Annotated in this window: 19 protein-coding genes and 3 pseudogenes; 12 read left to right on the forward strand and 10 right to left on the reverse strand. The window is 67.0% G+C overall.

Annotated features, from left to right (window positions below; genetic code table 11):
• Nucleotides 1-30: 30 nt before the first annotated feature.
• The 4 genes from ACFQE0_RS01160 to ACFQE0_RS01175 all read right to left on the reverse strand — a co-directional run bounded on the left by ACFQE0_RS01160 (nucleotide 31) and on the right by ACFQE0_RS01175 (nucleotide 4,017).
• A complete protein-coding gene (locus ACFQE0_RS01160) occupies nucleotides 31-1,761 on the reverse strand; it encodes a DEAD/DEAH box helicase (RefSeq protein ID WP_378966301.1) in 1,731 nt (576 codons plus the stop codon).
• Between the two features lie 225 nt (nucleotides 1,762-1,986).
• Nucleotides 1,987-2,226, reverse strand: coding sequence for a DUF6894 family protein (locus tag ACFQE0_RS01165; protein ID WP_378966303.1), 240 nt, complete (start codon nucleotides 2,224-2,226; stop codon nucleotides 1,987-1,989).
• Nucleotides 2,227-2,684: 458 nt separating this feature from the next.
• Complete coding sequence (locus tag ACFQE0_RS01170) at nucleotides 2,685-3,437, reverse strand: FAD-binding oxidoreductase (RefSeq protein WP_378966306.1); 753 nt, start codon at nucleotides 3,435-3,437, stop codon at nucleotides 2,685-2,687.
• Complete coding sequence (locus ACFQE0_RS01175) at nucleotides 3,412-4,017, reverse strand: sulfite oxidase-like oxidoreductase (protein ID WP_378966309.1); 606 nt, start codon at nucleotides 4,015-4,017, stop codon at nucleotides 3,412-3,414. Before ACFQE0_RS01175 ends, ACFQE0_RS01170 begins: the two co-directional genes overlap by 26 nt.
• Nucleotides 4,018-4,156: 139 nt before the next feature.
• Here ACFQE0_RS01175 and ACFQE0_RS01180 point away from each other — a divergent pair, with 139 nt between their 5' ends.
• Nucleotides 4,157-4,462: a hypothetical protein gene (locus ACFQE0_RS01180; RefSeq protein ID WP_378966311.1), complete on the forward strand. Its 306-nt coding sequence runs from the start codon at nucleotides 4,157-4,159 to the stop codon at nucleotides 4,460-4,462.
• Here ACFQE0_RS01180 and ACFQE0_RS01185 read toward each other — a convergent pair.
• The 3 genes and pseudogenes from ACFQE0_RS01185 to ACFQE0_RS01195 form a co-directional block, all read right to left on the reverse strand.
• Nucleotides 4,420-5,384: pseudogene (locus ACFQE0_RS01185) on the reverse strand (DMT family transporter). The gene ACFQE0_RS01180 and the pseudogene ACFQE0_RS01185 overlap by 43 nt on opposite strands.
• A gap of 1 nt (nucleotide 5,385) precedes the next feature.
• Complete coding sequence (gene infA, locus ACFQE0_RS01190; protein ID WP_238250273.1) at nucleotides 5,386-5,661, reverse strand: translation initiation factor IF-1; 276 nt, start codon at nucleotides 5,659-5,661, stop codon at nucleotides 5,386-5,388.
• A gap of 220 nt (nucleotides 5,662-5,881) precedes the next feature.
• Complete coding sequence (locus ACFQE0_RS01195) at nucleotides 5,882-7,000, reverse strand: branched-chain amino acid ABC transporter substrate-binding protein (protein WP_378966315.1); 1,119 nt, start codon at nucleotides 6,998-7,000, stop codon at nucleotides 5,882-5,884.
• A 213-nt stretch (nucleotides 7,001-7,213) separates the two neighbouring features.
• On the opposite strand from ACFQE0_RS01195, the gene ACFQE0_RS01200 reads away from it, so the two are divergent.
• The 3 genes and pseudogenes from ACFQE0_RS01200 to ACFQE0_RS01210 all read left to right on the forward strand — a co-directional run bounded on the left by ACFQE0_RS01200 (nucleotide 7,214) and on the right by ACFQE0_RS01210 (nucleotide 11,709).
• A complete protein-coding gene (locus tag ACFQE0_RS01200) occupies nucleotides 7,214-8,419 on the forward strand; it encodes an amino acid aminotransferase (protein ID WP_378966317.1) in 1,206 nt (401 codons plus the stop codon).
• Between the two features lie 131 nt (nucleotides 8,420-8,550).
• Nucleotides 8,551-10,183, forward strand: a pseudogene (locus tag ACFQE0_RS01205) (ABC1 kinase family protein).
• Nucleotides 10,184-10,449: 266 nt separating this feature from the next.
• Entirely contained in the window at nucleotides 10,450-11,709 is a 1,260-nt protein-coding gene (locus tag ACFQE0_RS01210) for a sensor histidine kinase (protein ID WP_378966320.1), read from the forward strand.
• Here the strand turns inward: ACFQE0_RS01210 and ACFQE0_RS01215 are convergent.
• Nucleotides 11,706-12,029 carry an Hpt domain-containing protein gene (locus ACFQE0_RS01215; protein ID WP_378975187.1) on the reverse strand — a complete coding sequence of 108 codons (324 nt, stop codon included), beginning with the start codon at nucleotides 12,027-12,029 and terminating at the stop codon, nucleotides 11,706-11,708. The genes ACFQE0_RS01210 and ACFQE0_RS01215 overlap by 4 nt on opposite strands.
• 265 nt (nucleotides 12,030-12,294) lie before the next feature.
• Between ACFQE0_RS01215 and ACFQE0_RS01220 the strand changes: the two genes are divergently transcribed.
• From ACFQE0_RS01220 to ACFQE0_RS01235, 4 genes and pseudogenes are all read left to right on the forward strand, one after another.
• Complete coding sequence (locus ACFQE0_RS01220; protein WP_378966322.1) at nucleotides 12,295-13,605, forward strand: MFS transporter; 1,311 nt, start codon at nucleotides 12,295-12,297, stop codon at nucleotides 13,603-13,605.
• 9 nt (nucleotides 13,606-13,614) lie between these two features.
• A complete protein-coding gene (locus tag ACFQE0_RS01225) occupies nucleotides 13,615-14,871 on the forward strand; it encodes a metallophosphoesterase family protein (protein WP_378966324.1) in 1,257 nt (418 codons plus the stop codon).
• A gap of 37 nt (nucleotides 14,872-14,908) precedes the next feature.
• Nucleotides 14,909-16,173, forward strand: a pseudogene (locus ACFQE0_RS01230) (arsenic transporter).
• Between the two features lie 27 nt (nucleotides 16,174-16,200).
• Entirely contained in the window at nucleotides 16,201-17,124 is a 924-nt protein-coding gene (locus tag ACFQE0_RS01235; protein WP_378966327.1) for a DMT family transporter, read from the forward strand.
• Here the strand turns inward: ACFQE0_RS01235 and ACFQE0_RS01240 are convergent.
• Nucleotides 17,121-17,330, reverse strand: a complete 210-nt coding sequence (locus tag ACFQE0_RS01240; RefSeq protein ID WP_378966329.1) for a hypothetical protein — start codon at nucleotides 17,328-17,330, stop codon at nucleotides 17,121-17,123. The genes ACFQE0_RS01235 and ACFQE0_RS01240 overlap by 4 nt on opposite strands.
• Nucleotides 17,331-17,466: 136 nt before the next feature.
• Between ACFQE0_RS01240 and ACFQE0_RS01245 the strand changes: the two genes are divergently transcribed.
• The 3 genes from ACFQE0_RS01245 (at nucleotide 17,467) to eda (ending at nucleotide 21,297) form a co-directional block, all read left to right on the forward strand.
• Nucleotides 17,467-18,576: a type II asparaginase gene (locus ACFQE0_RS01245; protein ID WP_378966331.1), complete on the forward strand. Its 1,110-nt coding sequence runs from the start codon at nucleotides 17,467-17,469 to the stop codon at nucleotides 18,574-18,576.
• Between the two features lie 124 nt (nucleotides 18,577-18,700).
• Nucleotides 18,701-20,524, forward strand: coding sequence for a phosphogluconate dehydratase (edd, locus tag ACFQE0_RS01250; protein ID WP_378966334.1), 1,824 nt, complete (start codon nucleotides 18,701-18,703; stop codon nucleotides 20,522-20,524).
• A gap of 149 nt (nucleotides 20,525-20,673) precedes the next feature.
• Entirely contained in the window at nucleotides 20,674-21,297 is a 624-nt protein-coding gene (gene eda, locus ACFQE0_RS01255; protein WP_378966336.1) for a bifunctional 4-hydroxy-2-oxoglutarate aldolase/2-dehydro-3-deoxy-phosphogluconate aldolase, read from the forward strand.
• On the opposite strand, the gene ACFQE0_RS01260 is transcribed toward eda, so the two are convergent.
• Nucleotides 21,298-23,412 carry an ABC transporter ATP-binding protein/permease gene (locus tag ACFQE0_RS01260; protein ID WP_378966338.1) on the reverse strand — a complete coding sequence of 705 codons (2,115 nt, stop codon included), beginning with the start codon at nucleotides 23,410-23,412 and terminating at the stop codon, nucleotides 21,298-21,300.
• A 425-nt stretch (nucleotides 23,413-23,837) separates the two neighbouring features.
• Here ACFQE0_RS01260 and ACFQE0_RS01265 point away from each other — a divergent pair, with 425 nt between their 5' ends.
• Nucleotides 23,838-24,047, forward strand: coding sequence for a hypothetical protein (locus ACFQE0_RS01265; RefSeq protein ID WP_378966340.1), 210 nt, complete (start codon nucleotides 23,838-23,840; stop codon nucleotides 24,045-24,047).
• The last annotated feature ends 45 nt before the right edge of the window (nucleotides 24,048-24,092 follow it).

The following is a 24,092-nucleotide window of genomic DNA, read 5'->3' on the forward strand; positions in this document are numbered from 1 at the left end:
TTGAGATGCGGGCGGATCGGGGTAGAGGGTTCAGCCCCGCTGCTGCGGCTTGAACCCGCCTTTCCCCGCGTTGCGACGGTGACGGTCGGCGCGGGGCGAGCCCATCCCCTTCCCGTTGCCCGGCGCGCCCTTCCGCGGGGCAGGCGCGAATTCCGGCGGAAGAGCTTCCACCTGAATCTCGGGCGAGCCGTTCCGCGCGAAGGATTCCGCGAAGCGCGAGGCCGCGTGGCCGCGCACCTCGAACTTGGTCTCCCGATCGAAGATGCGGATCGCGCCGATCTCCTGGCGGTCGAGGCCGCCACGCCGGGTGAGAAGCGGCAGCAGGCGGCGCGGGTCGGCATTGTCCCGGCGGCCGAGGTTCAGGCGGAACCACACCGCAGGGCCCATGGCGGCGATGGTCTCGGCGTTCATGGGATCGTAGAGCGGCCGTTCCGCGCGGGCGCGGCCCTCGCCCGGGTCGGTCACGTCCTCCGGCGCCGGAAGACGCGTGCGGTAGACACGGGCGAGGAGCCCCGCCAACTCTTCCGGGCTCTTATTGGCGAGCAGCGTCTGCGCCATCACCGCATCATCCTCGGAGGGCGGCTCGGCGAAGAGCGGATCGGTGAGCATGCGCTCGGCGTCGAGGGCGCGGATCTGATCGGCCGAGGGCGGCCCGCACCATTCCGGCTGCACCTTGGCGATGGCGAGCATCTGCTCCGCCCGGCGGCGGCGAGCATTCGGCACCAGCAGCACGGAGGTACCCTTGCGACCGGCGCGGCCGGTGCGGCCGCTGCGGTGCTGCAACGTCTCGGCGTCGTGCGGCAGGTCCGCGTGGATAACGAGGCTGAGCGAGGGCAGATCGATGCCGCGCGCCGCCACGTCGGTGGCGACGCAGACCTTCACGCGCCCATCGCGCAGGGCCTGGAGAGCGGCATTCCGCTCACCCTGGCCCATCTCACCGGACAGACCCACGGCGGAGAAGCCACGCTCGGTCAGGTTCGCCTGCAGATGGCGGACGGCGTTACGGGTGTTGCAGAACACGATGGCGGTCGGCGCATCGGCCTCGCGCAGGAGGTTGAGCACCACGTGCTCGATCTCGCGGGGGAGAACTCGCACCGCGCGGTAGGCGATGTCGGCGTGACCCCTCGATTCGCTCTTCACCGCAAGGCGCAGCGCGTCGCGCTGGTAGCGCTCGGCCAGGGCTTCGATGCCCTTCGGCAGGGTAGCAGAGAACAGATAGGTCGAGCGTTCTTGCGGCGTCGCGGAGAGGATGAACTCGATATCCTCGCGGAAGCCGAGATCGAGCATCTCGTCCGCCTCATCGAGGACGACGGCGCGAAGCGTCGAAAGGTCGAGTGCGCGGCGCTCGATATGGTCCCGCAGGCGGCCGGGCGTGCCGACCACAATCTGCGAACCATCGGCGAGCCGGCGCGCCTCGCGGCGCGGATCCATGCCGCCGACGCAGGCCGTCACACGGCCGTGGGCCGGGCCATACAGCCATTCGAGCTCCCGCTGAACCTGCAGTGCGAGTTCGCGGGTCGGGGCGATCACCAGGGCCAGCGGCGCGGCGGGCGGCGCCATGGTCTCGGCATCACCGACCAGAAGGTCGGCCATGGCGAGGCCGTAGGCGACGGTCTTACCGGAGCCGGTCTGCGCGGAAACGAGGAGATCACGCCCGCCCCCCGCAGCTTCGAGGACGGCGGCTTGCACAGGCGTGGGCTCGGCATAGCCACGATCGGCCAGAGCCCGCGACAAGGGAGCGGGCAGGGTCGGAAAAGGCACTTCGGTCAGGCTTTCGTTAGTGAGTCGCCCGCCGGGGCCAAAGCCAATACGGCGCGGGACGACACAGCATCATCGGGATCATGCACGCGGCGCACAGGCCCGCGCGGGACGCTTGAGAGCGTCCATCCGAAGGCCGCCCGTTTTGGTCCGAAGCGCGCCTTTTACCCGCTGCCCGAGGTGCTGACCACTCCCGCCCGGGCATGAGAGACCTGCTTATGAGGGCAGCTACTCGGCTGCAGGCTCAGGATCCAGCGACATCCGCATGCGGAGGCGCACCGTCCCGTCCTCGGTGCGGACCGCCAGCACGTAATCCTGCCGGGCCGGCCCGTCGGCCATGCCCTGCGCGATCCGTGTCATGATTCGCACGGCCTGCGCGCGGGCGGCGTCGAGGTCTGGGAGGTCGAACCCCTCGCGGTCGCGCACGGGGTTGCTGCCGTCATGGAGGTCGATGAAATAGCGAGGCAAGGCTGGCGCCGGGTTCCGTCTGCGGAGCCCATGCATACACCTACGTTGTTTCTACGCAGTTACCGACGCATCAGCATTCATGCGTCGATCGTCGCACCGCGACACTCTCGGCGAGTGTCGCGGGCGCATTCATCAAACTAAGTCTCAATAAGCTCGGCCGTAATACGGCCGAGATAGCGGCCTGTAACGCTCGGAGACCGGCCAAGTATAAGGCTGCTCCGCGCCAGAGACGCGCGTATCGGTACGATAGGCCGGCTTGAAGCCGCTGAGCGTCGTCTGGCCCTTTTTCTTCGGTGGCATTCCATCCTTCGCGACGGCGGCGCCTGAGAGGCCGAGAACGGCGAGGGCAACGAATGGGAGTCGTGAAAGCGTGCCGGGCATCATGACCTCCAACATCGGCGCAACTGCCGACAGGGAATCGAACGGCCCAGCCGGATCGCGGTTCCTGCCCCCTCTCGTTACTCCCCGAACCGTTCGGTGCGCACGATCGTGGCCGGGACACCCGCCCCGACGATGAGGTCCGCCGCAGGGCTGACGAAACGGTTCGAACCGCAGAGGAAGACCTTCCGCGGCGCACCGATGCGCTCGAGCGCAGCTCGTACCAGAGCGGCATCGATCCGGCCCTCCTCGCCCTCCCGCGTTGTCCGCAGGAACAGGGAGAAATTCAGCTCGTCCCGATCACGGGCTTCGAGTTCATCCAGGGCGATGGCCTCGGCGCGGGTGCGCACCGAATAGATCAACGCGGCCGGGATATCCGGGGCGACCTGCGCCCGGCGCCGCAGCATGGCGAGCAGGGGAACGACGCCCGATCCGCCCCCGGCAAGGAGCAGCGGTCCGCCATCCGGTCCATCCCACGAGAACGACCCGCCAATGGGGCCGCGCAATTCGAGCTTGTCTCCGACCTCGGCGCTGTCGAAGAACCAGCCCGAGACCTCGCCATCCGGCAGGCCCTCGACCAGCAGTTCGAGCGTGCCGCTCTCGTCCGGAACGGAGGCGACGGAATAGCTGCGGCTCGCGCGGTAGCCGTCCTCGGCAGTCAGGCGCACGTCGACATGCTGCCCCGCCCGCTGCCGTCCGGCGATGGCGCAGCGCAGGCGCACGCTCTTCACCCTGGGCGTCACCACCGTGACGGCGGCAACCTCCGCTTCGTACCAGCGGAATACGATGGGCTCGGCCGAGGCCGGTTCAATCTCCGATATACCGCTGCTCACGCCACGGATCCCCGTACATGTGGTAGCCGCGCAGCTCCCAGTAGCCCGCGGTGTCGGTCGTGGTGAAGCGCAGGCCTTTGAGCCACTTGGCGCTCTTCCAGAAATACAGGTGCGGCACGAACAGGCGGGCCGGGCCGCCATGGTCCGCATGGATCGGCTCGCCCGCGTAGCGTGTGGCGATCATCGCCCTGCCGTTAAGAAGGTCCGCCACCGGTACGTTGGTGGTGTAGTCGTCAAAGGATTCGGCGAGCAGATAGGCGCTCGGCGCTGAGATGTTCGCATCGACCAGCAGATCGTCGATGGTGACGCCATCCCAATCCGTGTCGAACTTCGACCACTTGGTGACGCAGTGAATATCCCCATGCCAGCGGGTGCGCGGGAGCGAATCGAGTTCTTCCCAGCTCCACGATTTGATGGGCCGCGCGCCTTCCCGCAGCGTGAACCGCCAGGTCGCGAGATCGATGACGGGGTTCGGCCCGATCTGGAGGATCGGAAAATCCTGCGTCAGGTACTGGCCCGGCGGAAGGCGCGCTCCGGTCTCCGGAGGCTGCCGACGCCCGACAAAGCCGCGTGTCACCATGACGGTCCCCTTTATCAGCGCCCGGTTTCGGGCCCGACAGCGCCGCCGTCAAGCGCCGCGCCTTCGCCGAACAATCGCCCGAAAGCTGATGTGCGATAGGACCAACGCTGAATAGCGTGGAACCATGACAGGAACGGATATGCGGACGACCTTCGCGACCGCCGTACTCTTGAGCGGCGTCATCTCCCTCGCCCCCGCCGCCCAGGCGCGGGACGGTATCGGCCCGGCGGGCGCCGCGGCCCTCGGCGCCATCGGCGGTCTCGCCGTCGGCAGCGCCATCGCCGGTTCGGCCAACAACGGCTACTACCCCGGCCGCCCCGTCTACCGGGCCCCGGCCCCGGTCTATGTCGAGGAAGATTACGGCCCGGTCTGCCACTTTGAGCGCCGCCGCTATGTCGATGGCTACGGCGACGTGATCTTCCGGCGCGTGCGCGTCTGCGAGTGATCCGATGCTCCGGCGGGAGCCTGCGGCGGCGGCTTGAACCGTTCGGCGCAGGCGATCCCGCCGAGCACCAATGCCAGGGCCGCCGCCTGGACCGCCCCGAAGGGTTCGCCGATCAACAGGACGGCGAGTCCCGCCCCGAAGATCGGGACGAGATTTACGAAGAGACCCGCGCGGTTGGGGCCGATCAATTCCACCCCGCGCATGAAGCAGAGCTGCGACAGCAGCGACGGCCCGAGGCCGACGAAGGCTACCATCGCCCAGCCCTCGTGGCTCGGCCACACGGTGTGGCCCGAAGCCCATTCCACCGCGAGCGGCGGTAGAGATGTGAGGAAGGCCGCGATCGCCATCGCGCCGAAGAAGCCGAGCGCCGACACCTTCGGCCGCATCGGCAACACCACCGTGTAACCCGCATAGAGCAGGCAGGCCCCGAACACGAGCACATCGCCCCGGTTGAAGGCGAGGTTCGTAAGCACCGACAGGTCGCCATGGCTTGCAGCCATCGCGGCACCGGCCAGCGTGAGCACGACGCCGATCGCCTGCCCCGCCCCCACCGGGACGCCATAGGCGATGCGGTTGGCGAGGATGACCATGACCGGAATGGAGCCCTGGAACAGGGCGAGGTTCACCGCGCCGGTATAGGTCCCGGCCGCGTAGAACAGGCAGTTAAACGCGGTGTAGCCGAGCCCTCCCATAAGCAGGATGCGCAGCCAATGCCGGCGCAACACCGGCCATTCAGCCAGGATGCGCGGCGCCGCAAAGGGAGAAACACCGCGCAGGCAATGAGCCAGCGCAGCGTCGTGATTGCCTGCGGCGAGACATGTCCCGGCGCCCATCGGCTGGTGACGGCATTGCCGGCCCAGAGGAGAGCGGTCAGGGTAAGCAGGGGGTAAGCCGCGGCGGCTCCGCCGCCCGGCTTGTTCACCTCAACGGCGACGGAACTGGCCGCCACGCACCGGCGGACGCGGGCCAGAGGCGCGCTCGTCCTTATGACGGAACACGAGGCGGCCCTTCTCCAGATCGTAGGGCGACATCTCGACGGTCACCCGGTCACCGGCCAGGGTCTTGATGCGGTTCTTCTTCATCTTGCCCGCGGTGTAGGCCACGATCTCATGGCCCTGGTCCAGCTGCACGCGGTAGCGGGCATCGGGAAGGATCTCGATCACGAGACCATCGAACTGCATCAACTCTTCTTTGGCCATACACCTTCTCCAGTCGGACCGTCCGGCAGCAGGCGTTCCGGCAAAACAGCGTTCGACAACCCGTGTCGTCTTGAAAACGCCGGAGCGCGACGGTCCGATCCGAAAGAGGGGATCACTTCTGCCCGGCGGCGAAGCACGGATTTAGTCGCCAAGGAACAGCGCCGCAAGTCGGCACGGGTGCTCCCGGTGCCGCAATACAACTCGTTCCCCCGCTTTCACGTCAGGTTGGAGGCTCCTGCCCGGCATAGTCGAGCCGCCCGTCCGGTGTCCGGTGCCAGACCCGAAGGGAAACCGGGGCGCTCGTCTGATCCCCCCGTCCGTCGAAGGCCAGGGTGCCGAGGATCGTCTTGAATGGTCCCGCCCGCATCGCCTCCGCGACTTTGCGCCCATCGACCTTGCCCTTGGAGCCGACCGCCTGTCCCCGGTCTAGGGCTTGGGCCAGCGCCTGGACGGCGGCGTAGGCACTGGCCGCGACCGAATCCGCCTCCGGCGTGCGCGGAACCGCCTTGCCGATGCGCAAGTCGGCAAAGCGAGGGGCGTCCGGCGGCAAGGTCATCACCGTCCCCTCCCCCGCCGCACCGCTGGCAGCGAAGACCGATCCGAGGATGCCGTCGCTCGCCACGAAGGTCGCAGTGAGACGCAAATCGCGCATCGCCTTCACCAGGGCGGAAGCATCGGTCGCCTGACCACCGTAATAGACGGCCGCGACTTTCGCCGCTGCGAGGCGCCGCATCAGCGGAGCAAAATCGCGGGTGCCGCGCTCCACTCCTTCGAAGGCGGCTTCGTGCTGGCCGAGATCGTGGAGGCGTGACGCCACCGCGTCGGCGAGACCACGACCGAATGTGGTCCGGTCATTGAGAATTGCGATCGGCCGCCCCACGAAGGCGCGTCCGAGATAATCGGCGGCGGCCCTGCCCTGCTGCGGATCGCTTGCGCCGAGGCGAAACAGGTTCCAGAGGCCGCGCCCGGTCAGCGGCCCGTAGGTCACGCCCGGCGCGATCAGCACGGTCCCCGCCCGCTCGTAGACGGGCGCGGCCTTCGCCACCGCTGCCGATTCGAACGGCCCAACGACGAGGCCGATCTCGTCTCCCGAGAACCGCGCCGCCACGGCGGCGGCTTGGCGCGGATCTCCTCCATCGTCGGCGACGATCAGGGCGAAGCGGCGCCCCCCGGAGCGGTTGAGGTCGGCAACCGCCTGTTCCGCCCCAAGGCGCAGACCCTGACCGAACGTGGAATCGGGCCCCGTGAGCGGAGCGGACAAGCCGATCCGCACTGTTTGAGCAAGAGCGGAAACGGGCATCGCGCCGAGGAGGCACAGGGCCAGGACGAAGGCTCTCATGGTCCGGTACGGCCTCAGCGGACAGCAACTCGAGCGAGTATAGGACGGCCGACGATCGCGCGGCGAGGGGATCGCGGATTTTCGATCTGCCCTGCGTTCAGGCAGGGTCGCGATTATTCGCATTCTGCGCGATAAGGCCTCCGGCCCGCAGTGCCGCGGCGGCGAAGCATCGTCCCCGGCGGGTCGCCCCAGCCGTTTCGGGACACATCAACAATGACCTCGCTGTTTGCCGGCATCCAGGATGCGCCGCTCGACCCCATCATGCGCCTGTTCGAGGCGTTTAATGCCGATACCCGCCCGGGCAAGCTGAACCTCGCTATCGGCGTCTACACCGACGCGGACGGCAAGGTGCCGCGCCTGCGGGCGGTGCAGGAGGCCGAGAAGCGCTGGATCGACAAGGCCCTGCCGAAGACCTACCGGCCGATCGAAGGGACGAAGCCGTTCCGCGACGCGGTGCAGGAGCTGCTCTTCGGCGAAGGCGCGAAGATTCTGACCGAGAATCGGGCCGCGACGCTTCAGAGCGTTGGCGGGACGGGCGCCCTCAAGATCGGCGCCGACGTGCTGGCCAAGCTGAAGCCCGGCGCCACCGTCGCCGTCAGCGATCCCACCTGGGAGAATCACCGCGCCCTGTTCACCCAGGCCGGCTTCACCGTCACGGACTATCCCTACTTCAACGCCGAGACCGGCGGCGCCGATTATCCGGCCATGCGCGCGGCACTCGAGACGCTGCCCGCCGGCTCGATCGTGGTGCTCCATGCCTGCTGTCACAACCCGACCGGAGCCGACCTGACCGCCGAGGAATGGGCGGACCTCGTGCCGCTGATGCAGCAGCGCGGCCTCGTGCCGTTCCTCGACATCGCCTACCAGGGCTTCGGCATCGATCTCGACGCCGATGCCGAGCCTGTGCGCCTGTTCGCCCAGTCGGGGCAGGAGTTTTTCGTCGCCTCGTCCTTCTCGAAGTCGTTCTCGCTCTACGGCGAGCGCGTCGGCGCGCTGACGATCGTGGCGGCGGACCCGGCCATGCGCGCCAAGGTCGAGGCCCTGGCCAAGCGCCTCGTGCGCTGGAGCTACTCCAACCCGATCACGCACGGCGCGGCCATCGTCGAGATCGTCCTGACCGACAAGGCGCTGCGGGCTGATTGGGAGAAGGAGCTCGGTCAGATGCGCGAGCGCATTCAGGAGATGCGGGTGCGCATGGCCGACAGCCTGCACCAGCGCCACCCCGACCGGGGCTTCGAGGCGATCAAGGTGCAGAAGGGCATGTTCTCGTATACCGGCCTGACGCCGGACGAGGCCGTGCGTCTGCGTGATCAGCACGAGGTCTATGCCCTCGAGACCGGTCGTGTCTGTGTCGCCGCCATCAACACCCACAACATCGACCGCGTGGTCGATGCCATCGATGCCGCCGTGAAGGGCTGACGACGCCCGGCGGGCGCCGCGACAGAGCGGCGCTCGCCCCCTTCTCTTTGCCCGATGCGTAAGTAGGTCCCAAAAAAGTCCTTAATATCGGGCTGCCGTGAGGCCCATTTCGACGGATCCCCGCCAGCCCCATGCTCAAAACCGCCTTCGTTGCCGCACGCGACCGCCAGCGGCTGTCGGAGATTGCCTCGATCCTGATCGGGTTCGGCGTGACCCGCGTCGTGGATCGGCTGGGTTTGCGCGCCCTGCCGTTGCTGCCTCGCCGCCAGCCGCGCGTCGACGTCACGCGCCTGTCCGAGCCGGAGCGGATGCGCCGGGCCATCGAGGCTCTAGGCCCCACCTTCATCAAGTTCGGCCAGATCCTCGCGAGCCGTCCCGACCTGCTGTCCCCGGCCTGGACGGAGGAGTTGCAGAAGCTGCACAGCCAAGTGCCGCCCGTGCCGTGGGAGCAGATCCGCGACCAGGCTCGAACAGGATCTCGGCGGACCGGCGACGGAGATCTTCGCCGAGTTCAACATCGAGCCGCTGGCCTCGGCCTCGATCGCCCAGGTCTACCGGGCGCGGCTGCACACGGGCGAGGACGTAATCGTCAAGGTCGTGCGTCCGAACCTGCGCAAGATCATTGAAGCCGATCTCCGCCTGATGGCCCACGGCGCCCGCATCGTCGAGGCGGAATGGCCGGATATGGCCCGCTACCAGCCGCGCGAGCAGATGCGCCACCTCGCCGACGGCCTGAACGGCGAACTCGACCTGCTGAATGAAGCCCGCAATTGCGAGCAGCTGGCGCAAATCTTCGAAGGACGGGATGACATCGTCTTCCCGAAGATACACTGGGAATACTGCTCCGAGCGCGTGCTGGTGCAGGATTTCATCAACGGTATTCCGCCGAATGACGAAGCCGCACTCGCTGCGGCGGGTATCGACAAGAAGATGCTCGCCCAGAAGGGCACCGATGCCTTCCTGCAGATGGCCCTGATCGAGGGGCAGTTCCACGCCGATCCTCACCCTGGCAACATGCTCGCCATGCCGGGCAACCGTATCGGCTTCATCGATTTCGGCATCATCGGCCGCCTGTCCCAACGGCGGCGCAACCAGTTGCTGGTCCTTATCGGCGCCATGCTGAAGCAGGACGCGGACGGCCTGATGGCGGTGCTCCTCGACTGGACCGGCACCAGCAACCCGGACCTGACGAAGCTACAGGTTTCGGCCCAGGCCTTCGTGGAGAGCCATTCCACGATTCCCCTGAACCTCGGCCTCGTTCTCACCGACTTCATGAACATGGCCCGCGAGAACGATCTCGCGATGCCGACCGACCTCGCCATCCTGTTCAAGGGTCTGGTGACGGCGGACGGCGTGATGCGCCACCTCGATCCGAATTTCGACCTGTTCGCCGCCGCCGCGCCAACCGTCCGGGCGAGCATGCGCTCGCAATTCTCCCTCGACGGCCTGAAGCAGAAGGCCGAAGCCCTGGGCGCGGGTCTCTACGGCGCGGCCTCGGAACTGCCGACGCTGATCCACCTGATGCTGGTGCGGCTGAAGCAGGGCCGCGTGACGGTGGAGATCGAGATCAAGGGTCTCGAGAAGGTCACGCGCGGCATCGAACGGGCCGCCGCCCGGGTCGCTGTCGCCCTCGTGGTCGCCGCCTTCGCGACCCAACTCGCGCCCCGTCTGATCGATCTCGGAACGCCCGTCTTCGTCTCGATCGGCCTCGTGATTTTCGTGCTCGGCATCGGATGGTTGGTACTTCTGATGCGAAATCGGTAAACTGGTATACAAATACAGATCACCAGTTTCGTCGTTTTGCCGCAAGCTTACCTGACAGTCTTCGCTTGCGGCCACGCTGGCGAATGCTACGATTTGATACCCTTCGAATCGCGCGGATGCGGGCGAGGGCGATGGTCGAGAAGCGGGTAGATCCGCCGCCATCGCCCCGCTTCGACTGACCGTCGCCAGCCTCGCCTTCGGCGGGTCATGGCTCGAATCATGTCCCTGAGGTGGGACCACTGAGCGAGCATGCGGGGGGCGCTGTCATGAACCTGCTTGTTGCGCTGACGGATGAGGATCCGGTCTCCGATCGGATCAGCATCCTCGAAGCTGAGAATGCACAGCTCCGTCGCCTGTTGAGCCAGGCCACGGAACTCGTCGACAACGAGATGCGCCGGAACGCCCGCCTCGGCCTCCTCGTCGAGAGCGAGCGCGCGGAAGTCGAACGCAGCACGGCCGTGTGGCGGCGTGATCTGGAAGACGGCGCGGCCCGCCTCGCAAGCGCCGAGGAATTGAACATCCAGCTTCAGGCGAGCGAGGAGTTCAATCGCCGCCTGCTCTGGACAACGAACGACTTCGTGGCGGTGCTCGACCTCGACGGGCGACTGATCACCCTGAGCGAGAACGGTCCATCGATCCTCGGCACGGTCAGCGCGGCCGGTGCACTGGGACAGTTCTGGGTCGATTTCTGGATCTGCCCGGAAAGCCGCGCCGCCGTGCTCACGGCCTTGCACTCCGCCAAGCTCGGCCGATCGAACCGTTTCCAGGCGGAACTGGACGTGCGCGATGTGGTGACGTGGTGGGACATCGCGGTGACCCCGGTCCACGGTGCCGACGAGCGACCCGAGCGCATTCTGGCGGTCGCCCGCGACATCACCGAGTTGAAGGACACCGAGGCGCGGCAGACCCTGCTGATGCAGGAACTGGCTCACCGAATGAAGAACACCCTGGCCCTCGTCCAGGCCGTGGCCGCGCAGACCCTGCGCAACGCCACGTCCCTCGATGCGGCGTCGGAATCGCTCTCGGCGCGCCTTCTCGCGCTGGCGCAGGCGCATGATGTGCTGGTCCAAGGCTCGTTCGCCAGCGCGTCGCTTTCAGCCTTAGTGGCCACGACGGTCTCCCTGCATGGGGATGGCGTGCCGGGCCGGTTCCGGGTCGAAGGGCCGGAGGTCACGCTCAACGCCCATCAGGGCATGACGCTCGCGCTCATGCTGCACGAACTCGGCACCAACGCCACCAAGTATGGCTCGCTTTCGACCCCGTCCGGGCATGTCGCCGTAACGTGGAGCGTGATCGACGGCGTGTCCGATCCAATCCTGTGCTTCCGCTGGGAGGAGATCGGCGGGCCACCGGTCTCGCTGCCGACCCGTACCGGCTTCGGCACGCGGCTGATTGCGCGCAGCCTCGCCCACAGCTTCGGAGGCTCGGTGAAGCTCGCCTACCCCGAGGCAGGCGCTCAACTGATCTTCGAATGCCCTCTCCCGCCGCTGGCCGCCGAGGCGCAGGCCTTGCAGCGGAGCAACTAGACCGGGGATCGCTCCGCGAGGGCGCCGATCGTACCGTCTCGCAACCGGCGCGCTTCCTCCAGGGGCACCCTGATATCGGCACCCGTCACCGCCTGCTGCTCCAGAGTACGGCAGGCGGCACTGAGCGCATCGCATCCGAGCATCCCGGACATCGAGACCAGCTTGTGCGCCTCGCGTCCGATCTCCACCGCCGGGCGATCGTCCTGAGAAAAGGCCTCGGCCAAGGCCTCAGTGAACCGCTCGATCAGCGTGTGGAGCCGCTCGCGCCCGATGACGTCGCCGAGTTCGCTGAGCGTGCTCGGATTGACCAGGGCCGGCATCGACAAGGGCAGGTCCTCTCCGGAAACGGCGTGTCTGAAAACCGCCAGAGGATGCCTCGGCACCCGGTCTGCTCCAAGTCCCCCCGGCGCGGTCATCGTGTCGCCCCGGCTAAGAAGACCTGTGGGAGGCTTGAAACCGAATGCTGCTAAAAGGTCCATTCCCGGATGGATTAAACAAAGTTGTGATCGAAAAGACGGAACTCGCATCAACCCTGCGCGCTATGCCCCCGCTTGGTCCGCGGGGGCGGACTTCGGGGGGCGAAGCATGGATCGGTCTGCGGCGGCGAACGGGGCCGGTTCCGGCGGCGTGAAGACGCCATCCTCCAAGGCTTTGCGCGGTCTCGACGCGCTCAATTTCTTTCTCGCCGACGTGCGCGACGGGCTCGGGCCCTATCTCGCGATCTACCTCATCGCCGTCCGCGGCCCGGACCAGGGCTGGAACGAGGCGACGACCGGCCTTGTCATGACTATCGCCGGCATCCTCGGCCTGGTGGCGCAGACGCCCGCCGGTGCATTCATCGATAAGACCAACCACAAGCGCGCGGTCGTGATCGGCGCGGCCATCGCCGTGACGGCCAGCTGCCTCGTCCTGCCGTTCGTCTCGAACTTCTACGTGGTCACGGCCACCCAATCCCTGGCTCACGTAGCGGGGACGATCTTCCCGCCTGCGCTTGCGGCGATCACGCTCGGCCTCGTCGGGCCGAAGATGTTCTCCAAGCGCATCGGCCGGAACGAGGGCTTCAATCACGCCGGCAACGCCACCTCGGCGGCGGTGGCGGGCGCCCTGGCCTATTTCTTCGGGCCGGTGGTCGTATTTTGGCTCATGGGCATCCTGGCTGCTCTCTCGATCGGCGCGATGCTGATGGTGCCCGCCGAAGAGATCGACGACGATCTCGCGCGCGGCATGACTTCGCCGGAGGCCAAGAGCGAGGAAGAACCGGCGAGCATCAAGACCCTGTTCAAGAGCAAGGGCCTTCTGCTTTTCGCCGTGCTCTGCGCGATCTTCCACCTTTCGAACGCGGCGATGCTGACCTCGGTGGGGCAGTTGCTCACCCACATCTCCGGCAAGGATCACGCAACCTCGCTGATCGCAATCTGCATCGTCGCCGCGCAATGCGTGATGGTTCCGACGGCGATCTTCGTCGGCGCCAAGGCCGATGCCATCGGTCGCAAACCGATCTTCCTCGTCGCCTTCGGCATCCTGGCGATCCGCGGCGTGCTCTACACCTTCTCCGACAATCCGTTCTGGCTGGTCGGTGTGCAGCTACTCGATGGGATCGGCGCCGGCATCTTCGGTGCCCTGTTCCCCATCGTGGTCGCGGACCTGACCCGGGGCGGTGGTCGCTTCAACGCCGCTCAGGGTGCCGTCGCGACGGCGCAGGGCATCGGCGCGTCGCTCAGCGCCACGCTCGCAGGCGTCATCATCGTCTCGGCCGGGTATTCGGCGGCCTTCCTGTGCCTCGCGGCCATCGCTGGTGTCGGCTTCGCCCTCTACCTCGCGCTCATGCCGGAAACGCGGGACTTCGCACCTGAGGCTGCCGATAGCGGCCTGCCCCGCGCCGCCGCAGCCGCCTGAACCCGTCTCATGAGCACCTCCTCCCCGAAAGGGCCGAACCGGCCCTTCGTTGTCCTCCATGTCGGCGATCAGCACCTCACCGTGCGGGATGCCCGGCACCACCAAGACCTGATCGCGATCTTCCAGCAGATCGCGTGCTTCGGAGAGAATGCGTTCGACTTCGTGTACCTGCCGGGCGACATCGCCGAAAACGGCGCGGCTGAGGAATACGAGCTGATCGAGGAGATCCTCCGGGATTACGCGCCTCGGGCGGTCCATCTGATTCCCGGTGACCACGACCGCCAGTACGGGGACATGGGCGCATTTGGGAAATTCGTCGGCCGTATCGGCCTCTCCGGCCACGAGCCCATCGCGAACAGCGTTCGCCAGTTGCCGAGCGGCCCGGGGGCGGAGCCCGCCGGGACGATCCCGCAATTCTATCGCGCCGCCGATTACGGCGACGTGCGATGCCTGTTCCTCGACATGATCAGCGCCGGCTACGGGCGGAAGGGTCAGGGCCTCGACTTCCGCCTAGGCCGGGTGCAGCTCGACTGGCTCTCTGCCGAGGTGCAGCGCGCCCGCAGCGAGGCGAAGACCTGCGCCGTCTTCATGCACACCTATCCTGACGATCTCGAAAAGGGAGAAGCGGAAGAGGTCGCGGGCCTGTTCTGGAGCCAGGGCGTGCGCCTCGTGGAGATGGGCCACACCCATTACAACGAACTTGGCCATGACGGGCGTACGACCTATGCCGCGGCCCGTTCCGTCGGCCAGAACGAGGACGGCTCCGTCGGCTACGCGGTTGCCGCCATCGATGAGGGCGAGGTGAGCTGGCGTTTCCGGGCCCTCGACCGGAATGCGCCATTCGTACTGATCACCAGCCCGGCGGACCGGCGCCTCGCCACCCGTGCCCTTCGGGCCGCCGATGACGGACGGGTCGTCGTGAGGGCCGTGGTGCTGTCCGAGTCGGCAGAGATCCGCTGCCGCTGCCGCGTCGATGATGGGCCCTGGCAGACGATGGCCCGCGCGAGCGAAGGCGGCGCCTTCGAGGCCGCCGTCGAATGGCCCTATGGCTCTCGCCGCGTCGCAGTGGAGGCGATCCACCCGAGCTGGCCGGGCTACGGGCCGGATCACATCGATCGCGACATGGTCGAGCCGCCCTCTACCGTCTTGCTCTCCCGGAGCCGACCCGAAGGTCTCGGCAGCGATGCCTGCAACCTCGGCGCGTGGCTCGAAAAGGGTGTGCGCGGCGATCAGCTCGGCCCGAACCGCGCCGGGCGCGACTGGTAATTCACCTTCTTCTCCTGACCGAAAGACCAACTTCCCGATGGGTGCCCTGACCCTGAGCCCGAACCTTGCGACCTGGGGCATCGCCGCCCTGGCGACGCTCGGCGTGATCGTTCGCCCCTTTTCCTGGCCGGAGGCGATCTGGGCGGTGCTCGGCGCCGCCCTGCTCGTCGTGCTGGGTCTGCTGCCTTGGCAGACGGCCCTCGACGGCATCGCGAAGGGCACGGACGTCTATCTGTTCCTCGTGGGCATGATGCTGCTCGCCGAGATCGCCCGGAAGGAAGGCCTGTTCGACTGGCTAGCGAGCCACGCCGTGCGCGCCGCGAAGGGTTCGGCCACGCGGCTATTCCTGCTGGTCTACATCGTCGGCACGGTGGTAACGGTGTTCCTGTCGAACGATGCCTGTGCCGTCGTGCTGACCCCAGCCGTCTACGCTGCGACCAAGGCGGCGAAGGCCGAGAACCCCCTTCCCTACCTGTTCATCTGCGCGTTCATCGCCAACGCGGCGAGCTTCGTGCTGCCGATCTCGAACCCGGCGAACCTTGTCGTCTTCGCCGAGAACATGCCGCCGCTCGGCACGTGGCTGCGCCTGTTCGCCCTGCCCTCGCTGCTCGCCATCGTGACGACTTATGTCGTGCTGCGCCTCACCCAGAACTCGGCGCTGAAGCAGAGCATCGAGACCGAGGTGGAGACCAAGCCGCTCGAAACCGGCGGCAAGGTCGCGGGGCTCGGCATCATCCTCACAGGCGCGGCGCTGATTGGCGCTTCGGCAGCGGGCATCGAGCTTGGTTTGCCCACCTTCATCGCCGGTTTGGCGACGGCCATCGTGGTGCTGGCAATCAAGCGTGGCGGCTTCGTCGAGGTAGCCAAGGACGTGTCGTGGAGCGTGCTGCCCCTCGTCGCCGGGCTGTTCGTTCTGGTCGAGGCGCTGGAGAAGACCGGCGTCCTCAAGATGCTCGCCGACACCCTGAAATCCTACGCCGCCGCCGATCCGATGGCGACCGCCTGGGCGGGGGCGCTGCCGTCGCCTTCGGTTCGAACCTCGTGAACAACCTGCCCGCCGGCCTGCTCGCGGGTGCCGCGGTCCAGACGGCCGACGTGTCGCAGAAGATCGCAGGCGCGATCCTGATCGGCGTCGATGTCGGGCCAAACCTGTCCGTCACCGGTTCGCTGGCGACGATTCTCTGGCTTACGGCGATCCGCCGCGAGGGGCAGGACGTCTCGGCGGGGAAATTCCTCAAGCTCGGCATCCTCGTGATGCCGCCCGCTCTCATCCTCGCGCTCGCCGCGCTTCTCTACCTCTGACCCGTTGAAGACCGGAGAACGCGCCGCGTGATCGAGAGTTTGCTCTACCCCTTCATCATCGTCGCGGGTGCCTTGCAGGCCCTGGGCAATTCCATGAACGCGCAGCTGCGCGGCAAGTTGGTCAACCCATGGCTCGCGGCTACGGTCTCGTTCCTGCCGATCGTCTTCGTCTTCACGACGCTGTTCCTGACGATGCCGACGCCGCTGCCGACGCTCGATTCCCTCGGCAAGATGCCATGGTACGCACCGCTCGGCGGCGTCGCAGGTGCGGTGGCGGTGTTCGGCGGGCTCGCCTTCATCGACAAGGTCGGCGCCGGGCCGTTCAACGGGCTGACCCTGACGGCCAACATCCTCACCTCGCTGGCGATGGATGCGCTGGGCCTGTTCGGCCTTCAGGCGGCGGGCTTCAAGCCACTCCCATGGCTCGGCGGACTGCTCATGGCCGTGGGCGTCGTGTTTATCGCCCGCTCGGGCGGCAAGAAGGACAAGGACGAGTCGAGCAGCACCACCGGCAAGTTGCTTTACCCGTTCATCATCGTGGCGGGCATGCTGATGGCCGTCGGCGTGGTGTGGAACGCCCAGCTGCGCGGCGCCCTGCTGAACCCTTGGCTCGCGGCCACCGTATCGTTCCTGCCGGTGGTGTTCGTCTTCGCGTTGATCTTCCTGCTGCGCCCCTTCCCGCTGCCGAAGCGCGAGGACATCGCCGGAGTGCGCTGGTGGATGCCGCTGGCCGGGATCACCGGGGCGGTGGCCGTGTTCGGCGGCCTGCTCTTCGTGGACAAGGTTGGCGCGGGCGCCTTCAATGGCTTGCTCATCACCGCAAACCTGCTGACTTCGGTCGCCCTCGACCATTTCGGCTGGCTGGGGATGAAGCAGGTGAAGGCAGGCCCGGCGCGCTTGTTCGGTGCGGCGGTGATGGTGGCCGGAATCGTCCTGATTTCGGTTTTCTAGGCCTGAAGCGAGGCCACGGCCTCATCCGCCGCGAGCACTGGCTCCGGCGGAGCCTTGCGCGAGAAGTAATAGAGATCGACGGCGCGCCAGAACGCGCCGCGTTCGTCGTCGCTGCGACGTGACAGGGCCGCTTCGAGATGGGCCATCGCCTCTCGCGCGACCTCATTGCGGTGCAACTCGTCCATCAGCTCGGAAAGGTTCGTCATTTCAACCTCCGCGGGACAAATAACTTTGATAACGCCTAAGCTTGAAGAGTGATCCAAAAGTGCCGCGACGGCTTGCCCTCGGCCAAGCTGTGGCTACGATCCCCGCACTGCGAAAGCGCATCGCGGGGGATTCTTCATGCAGCTTCGTCATCACCTCCTTCGGTCGGCGGCCCTGTCGCTGACATTGGCTCTGGGCTTCCACGCGGCACCGCTCGCCGCGAAAGAGATGCCGGAGGCGAAGGCGGCGACCGAGACACGCAAGCCGAACGTGGTGATCCTCGCTACGGGCGGCACCATCGCGGGCGCGGGCGCCGACGCCACGAACAGCGCGAGCTACGCGGCGGCCAAGGTGCCGGTGGACAAGCTCATCGCCGCCGTGCCGCAGGTCTCCAATGTCGCCAACGTGCGCGGGGAGCAGGCCTTCCAGATCGCCTCCGAGAGCTTCACCGACGACAAGCTGGTCCAGCTCGCCAAGCGGGTTTCCGCGCTGCTGAAGCAGGACGACGTGGACGGTGTGGTCATCACCCATGGCACCGACACGCTGGAAGAGACCTCGTTCTTCCTCGACCTCGTGGTGAAGAGCGACAAGCCGATCGTGGTGGTCGGCTCGATGCGCCCCACGACCGCGCTGTCAGCCGATGGCGCCCTCAATCTCCTCGACGCGGTGACGGTCGCCGCCAGCAAGGAGGCCATCGGCAAGGGCGTCACCGTCACGATGAACGACTACATCCAGAGCGGTCGCGACGTGACGAAGCGGACGAACGTCGTGCCGAGCGCCTTCTTCAGCCAGTGGGGACCGCTGGGCATGGTGGTCGAGGGCAAGACCTACTTCTATCGGATGCTCGCCAAGCGCCACAACGCGAACTCCGAATTCGACATCGACACGATCGACAAGCTGCCGCTGGTCGGCATCGTCTACGGTTCGGGCAACATGATCCCGGCCGTCTACGACGCCGAGGTCACGGCGGGCGCCAAGGCGATCATCCACGCCGGGACCGGCAACGGCTCGGTGCCGGACTACCTCGTGGACAAGCTCAAGGACATCCGGTCCAAGGGCACGCTCATCATCCGCTCGGCCCGCGTGCCGGATGGCTTCGTGGTGCGCAATGCCGAGCAGCCTGACGACAAGTACGATTGGGTCGTCTCCCACGACCTGAACCCGCAGAAGGCGCGCCTGCTCGCCGCCGTGGCGCTCACTAAGACGAGCGACACCAAGGAGCTTCAGCGCATCTTCTGGGAATACTGAGCAGCGACCGGCCCCGCCGCGAGGCGGGGCCGCAGCCGGGATCGAACTGCCCCCTCGATGTAAACGTTTTCTGTCACCACGTTCTGGGGTATGGTCCCGGGCAAACGCCGCAGGAGGATACCTCATGAGCGAACTTCATCCCGAGGTCGCGGCCGTCACCGCGCGGATCGTCGAGCGGTCCCGTGACTCTCGCCGCGCCTATCTCGACCTGATCGAACGCGAGCGGGAGAACGGCGTTCACAGGCCGAAGCTTGCCTGCGGAAACCTCGCGCACGGCTTCGCGGCGGCGGGGGAGGACAAGGCAGCGATCCGCGCCGGGCGGTCGATGAATATCGGCATCGTCACCGCCTATAACGACATGCTTTCGGCCCATCAGCCGTACGGGCGCTATCCCGACCAGATCAAGGTGTTTGCCCGCGAGCGCGGGGCCACCGCACAGGTCGCGGGCGGGACACCGGCCATGTGTGACGGCGTCACGCAGGGCCAGCGCGGCATGGAATTGTCGCTGTTCTCGCGGGATACCATCGCCCTGTCGGCGGCGGTGGCGATGAGCCACGGCATGTTCGACAGCGCGGCGCTTCTGGGTATCTGCGACAAGATTGTGCCCGGCCTGCTGATCGGCGCCCTGCGCTTCGGCCACCTTCCGACGATCCTGATCCCGGCCGGGCCGATGCCTTCGGGCCTCGCCAACAAGGAGAAGGTGCGCATCCGCCAGCTCTATGCCGAGGGCAAGGTCGGCCGCGAGGAACTGCTGGAATCCGAATCTGCCTCCTATCACGGGGCGGGAACGTGCACGTTCTACGGTACGGCCAATTCGAACCAGATGATGATGGACATGATGGGCCTGCACATGCCGGGTGCGTCGTTCATCAATCCCGGCACGAAGCTGCGGCAGGCCGTGACGCGGGCAGCGATCCACCGGCTCACCGAGATCGGCGCCGACGGCAACGATTACCGGCCGCTCGGCAAGTGCGTGGACGAGAAGGCGATCGTCAACGCGGCCGTGGGGCTGCTTGCCACGGGCGGCTCGACCAACCACGCGATCCACCTGCCTGCCATCGCCCGCGCGGCGGGCATCGTGATCGACTGGGAGGATATCGATCGGCTCTCGTCCGTGGTGCCGTTGATCTGCCGCGTCTACCCGAACGGCGCGGGCGACGTGAACCACTTCCATGCGGCAGGCGGGATCAGCTTCGTCATGGCCGCCCTCCTCGATGCGGGCCTTCTGCACGACGACATCATGACCGTCTCAGGCAGCCGCCTGCGCGACCATGCCCGCGATCCGAAGCTGTCGGGCGAGGAGTTGGTGTTCGAGGATGCCGTGCCGGAAAGCCTGGATGACGGGATGATCCGCCGCCCGGACCGGCCGTTCCAGCCTGATGGCGGCATGCGGCTCGTGAAAGGCAATCTCGGCCGGGCGACCTTCAAGACCAGTGCGGTCGATGAGAAGCGCCACGTCATCGAAGCCCCGGCGCGGGTGTTCGATGATCAGGACGAGGTGCTGAAGGCGTTCAAGGCGGGCGAGCTGGAGCGGGATGTCGTGGTGGTGGTGCGCTTCCAGGGCCCGCGCGCCAACGGGATGCCGGAACTCCACAAGCTCACGCCGCCGCTCGGCGTCCTTCAGGACCGCGGCTTCAAGGTCGCGCTGGTGACGGACGGGCGCATGTCCGGCGCCTCCGGCAAGGTGCCCGCCGCGATCCACCTGACGCCCGAGGCGCTCGCCGGAGGGACCATCGCCCGCATCCGCGACGGGGATATCGTGCGTCTCTCAGCGCCGGAGGGTCGTCTCGAGGTTCTGGTGGACGGAGACGATCTCGCCGCCCGCGAGCCTGTACCGACGCCGCGTCCTGAATCCGGTACTGGCCGGGAGCTTTTCGCCTTCATGCGCCTGGGCGCCGATGGGGCCGAGCAGGGCGCATCCGCCATGCTCGCCGCCGCCGGGCTGTGAAGATAAGCGCGACGAAAAAGGCACCCGCCTCGTCATTGCGAACGCAGTGAAGCAATCCAGGGACTGCGGGCCATTTCAGTTTGGTGTGCTGCCCTGGATCGCTTCACTCGCGATGACGGTGTGAGACTGAGATATTCGAGGAGGCAACCATGAACGACCTCGCCAGCATCGATACGCTGATGCGCTCCGTGCCGGTCATCCCGGTTCTGGTGATCGAGGATGTCGCCCATGCCCGGCCGATCGCCGAGGCTCTGGTGAAGGGCGGTCTGACTGCGCTGGAAGTCACGTTGCGGACGCCCGCCGCCCTCGACGTGATCCGCGAGATGACCCAGGTCGAAGGCGCGGTGGTCGGCGCCGGGACGGTGTTGAACCCGCGCGATCTCGAGGCGGCCCTGAAGGCGGGCGCCGAGTTCATCGTCTCACCGGGCCTGACCGCGCCGCTGACCGATGCTGCCAAGGCGAACGGCGTGCCGTACTTGCCCGGCGTCGCGACCGCCGCCGACATCATGCGCGGGCTCGATCACGGGCTCGACCGGTTCAAGTTCTTTCCGGCCGAGGCCGCTGGCGGCCTCAAGGCGCTGAAGGCGCAGGCCGCCGTGTTCGGTCAGGCGCGGTTCTGCCCCACTGGCGGCATCACCGAGGCGACCGCACCGGACTGGCTCGCCCTCCCCGCCGTTCTCTGCGTCGGCGGAAGCTGGGTGGTGAAGCCCGGCACGCCCGACCCGGCCGCCATCGAGGCGGCGGCGCGGGCGGCGTCTGCTTTGCGGTCGTAACTACTCCGCAGGCGCGGGCTGGAAGGCGCGGGGCACGAAGCGGTCGCCTTCCTTCTCCAGCACCACCTTGCGGTCGTGCAGCGCTTCCAGCGTCGAGCGGTGGCCGATGGAGACGATGGTCGTCTGCGGCAGCCGCTCGCGCAGCATGCGGTAGATCTTCGCCTCTGACGGCTCATCCAGCGACGCCGTCGACTCGTCGAGGAACAGCCAAGCGGGCTTAGCCAGCAGCGCCCGCGCGATGGCCAGACGTTGCTGCTCGCCACCGGAGAGTCGGCGCTCCCACACGTCGTCCTCATCGAGCCGCTCGATGAGATGAGGCAGCTGTGAGTCCGTCATCGCCTGACGGATCTCCTCGTCCGAGAACCGGCTGCGCTCGTTGGGATAGACCACCGCGTCGCGCAACGTGCCGAGCGGAATGTAGGGCCGCTGCGGCAGGAGCAGCGCCGATTCCCCGGCAGGCACGTCGATGCGGCCACGGCCGAAGGGCCAGATCCCGGCGATGGCCCGGAATAGGGTGGATTTGCCGGAGCCCGAGGGGCCGGTCACCAAGGTCGCCGCGCCCTTGGGCAGGGCGAGACTGTCGGCGGTGACGATCTCGCGCCCATCGGGCAGGGCCAGGGCGAGGCCGGTGGCGGTGACATTGCCGGTCGTGGCGTTGCCCTGGGCGAGGCTCCCGCCCGTCGCGGCCATGGCCTCGGCCTTCATCATCGCCCGGCGGAAGGAGCCGAGACGGATCGTGTTGGCCTTGTAGGCCGCCAGCGTGGTGTAGGCGTCTACGAAGAAGGACAGCGAGGTCTGCACCTGGCTGAAGGCGTTGCCCGTCTGCTGGAGAGCGCCCAGCGTGATCTTCTTCGCGAAGAAGGATGGGGCGGCGATCAGGTACGGAAAGATCACGCTCGCCTGCCGGTAGCTGAAGGTGAAGGCGATCAGCTTGATCCGGCGGAAGATGATGTTCGTGTAGTTGTCGACCACCATGTGGAACAGCGACGAGAGGCGGCCCATCTCGGCCTTCTCGCCGCGTAGCAGCGCGATCTGCTCCGAATAGATACGGTTGCGGGCGAGCGAGAAGCGGAAATCGGCCTCCGCGCGCTCCTGGCGGAAGTTGAGGCCGATCAGCGGACGCCCGATCAGATGCGTCAGCCACGTGCCGACGACGGCGTAGGCGATGACGAGCCACACGAGGAAGCCCGGCACGACCGTGTCCGTGAAGGGCAGCACGAAGTCCTTCGAGATGGTCCACAGGATCACGATGAACGACACGAGCTGCGCTGCCTGACTCAGCAGGCGGATCGACAGGCTCGCCGTCTGCCGGATGAAGGCATCGACGTCGGACTGGATGCGCTGGTCGGGGTTATCCGCCTCTTCGTCGGTGAAGGGGATGCGGTAATGGGTACCCTCGCCGAGCCAGCGGCCGGTGAGGCTGTGGGTCAGCCATGTCCGCCAGCGGATCAGCAGGGAGGAATCCACGAACAGGTCGAACATGCCGATGGCGATGTTCAGCGCGGCCAGCGGGATGAAGATCCACAGGAGCTGATGCCAGAACGCCTCCGCGTTGTACTCCTGCAGGGAGTTGTACATGTCGCGGTAGAAGAAATTGAACCGCAGCGTCAGCGCGACGTCGGCGAAGTTCACGAAGATCGACAGGGCGACGAGGTTGCGCCCGATACGGCCCTCGGTGCTGCCGAACCAACTGAACAGGCGGATTTCCTTGGTCGGCGTATCGCGATTGGCGAAATACGGGTCGGCGATGTTGGTGATGGCCCGGATCGGCTCAAGGTGCGAGATGCCGAGCACGATGCCTGCGAAGACAACGGCGCCCGTCGCCGCGAAGGCCGGAGGCAACAGCGCAGCGAGAACCGGCGGCAGCAGCCCGGCCTCGGCCAGCGCCCGCGATCCGGCGAGCAGCAGGTATCCGACGCCGTAGACCGAGACGAAGACCTTCAAATAGGCGGAGATATTGTTTGAGGCGACGAGGATGCCCGCCATGGCGAAGCCTGCGAGCGAGACGTAGAGCGGGGGGCTCGGAACGCCGGGAAACGCCAGCAGAATCAGCGCGCAGAGCGCCGTCACCACGGCCTGGATACCGAGTCCGGTCCTGATCGCCGCCACACTCATCTCCCTTCACGTCCCCCCGGCCGCGAACGGACGGAGCCCGCGGACATGGCTGCGGGTCGTGGCGAGATAGCGGCAGGGGGCGAACCTGTCGCGTGAAACTTCCGCAAGGTTCGGTTCCGGCGGTTATGTCGCTGCCAGCACATGGCTTGACCCCAAGCGCGGCATTTAGTCTTATCCGCGACGGGACGGTACGCGCCGACCTGGGGTGTGGAAGCCTCTAATAGACAACGACAGGGCGCAGAAATGCGTTCTGACCCTCTCGACCCTTCGTGGCCGGGGGCCTGCGACGCATGTCCAGGCGCTCCGGTGCTAAAGGTCGCGGGAGCCGTTGCTCTATTCGGTTTTCCACCCCCGGTCATTGGGATGGTCGAGGCTCGTTTGCGGGGGCGTACCGCGGACACGGGCCTCCTGAGGGGGCGCGGACGATGACCGCGAAACCGTTGAGCGACCGCGAGCGCCAGCTTGCGATGCTGCGCGATGTCTATGCCAAGGCGGCGCAGGGGCCGATCCAGGGCGCGATCGGAGCGCATGGCTTATCGCTACTGGCGATGGTGATCATGCTGCTCGAAACCGGCTGGGACGAGCGAACGAAGCAGGCTGTGGCGGACGGTGATCCCGCTCCATCCTCATCCTGAGGCTGAACCAGAAAACGCAGGTTCCCCCTCTTTCCGCAAGAGGGA

Origin of the sequence: Methylobacterium komagatae (assembly GCF_042661665.1) — a bacterium.
Taxonomy (GTDB): domain Bacteria; phylum Pseudomonadota; class Alphaproteobacteria; order Rhizobiales; family Beijerinckiaceae; genus Methylobacterium; species Methylobacterium komagatae.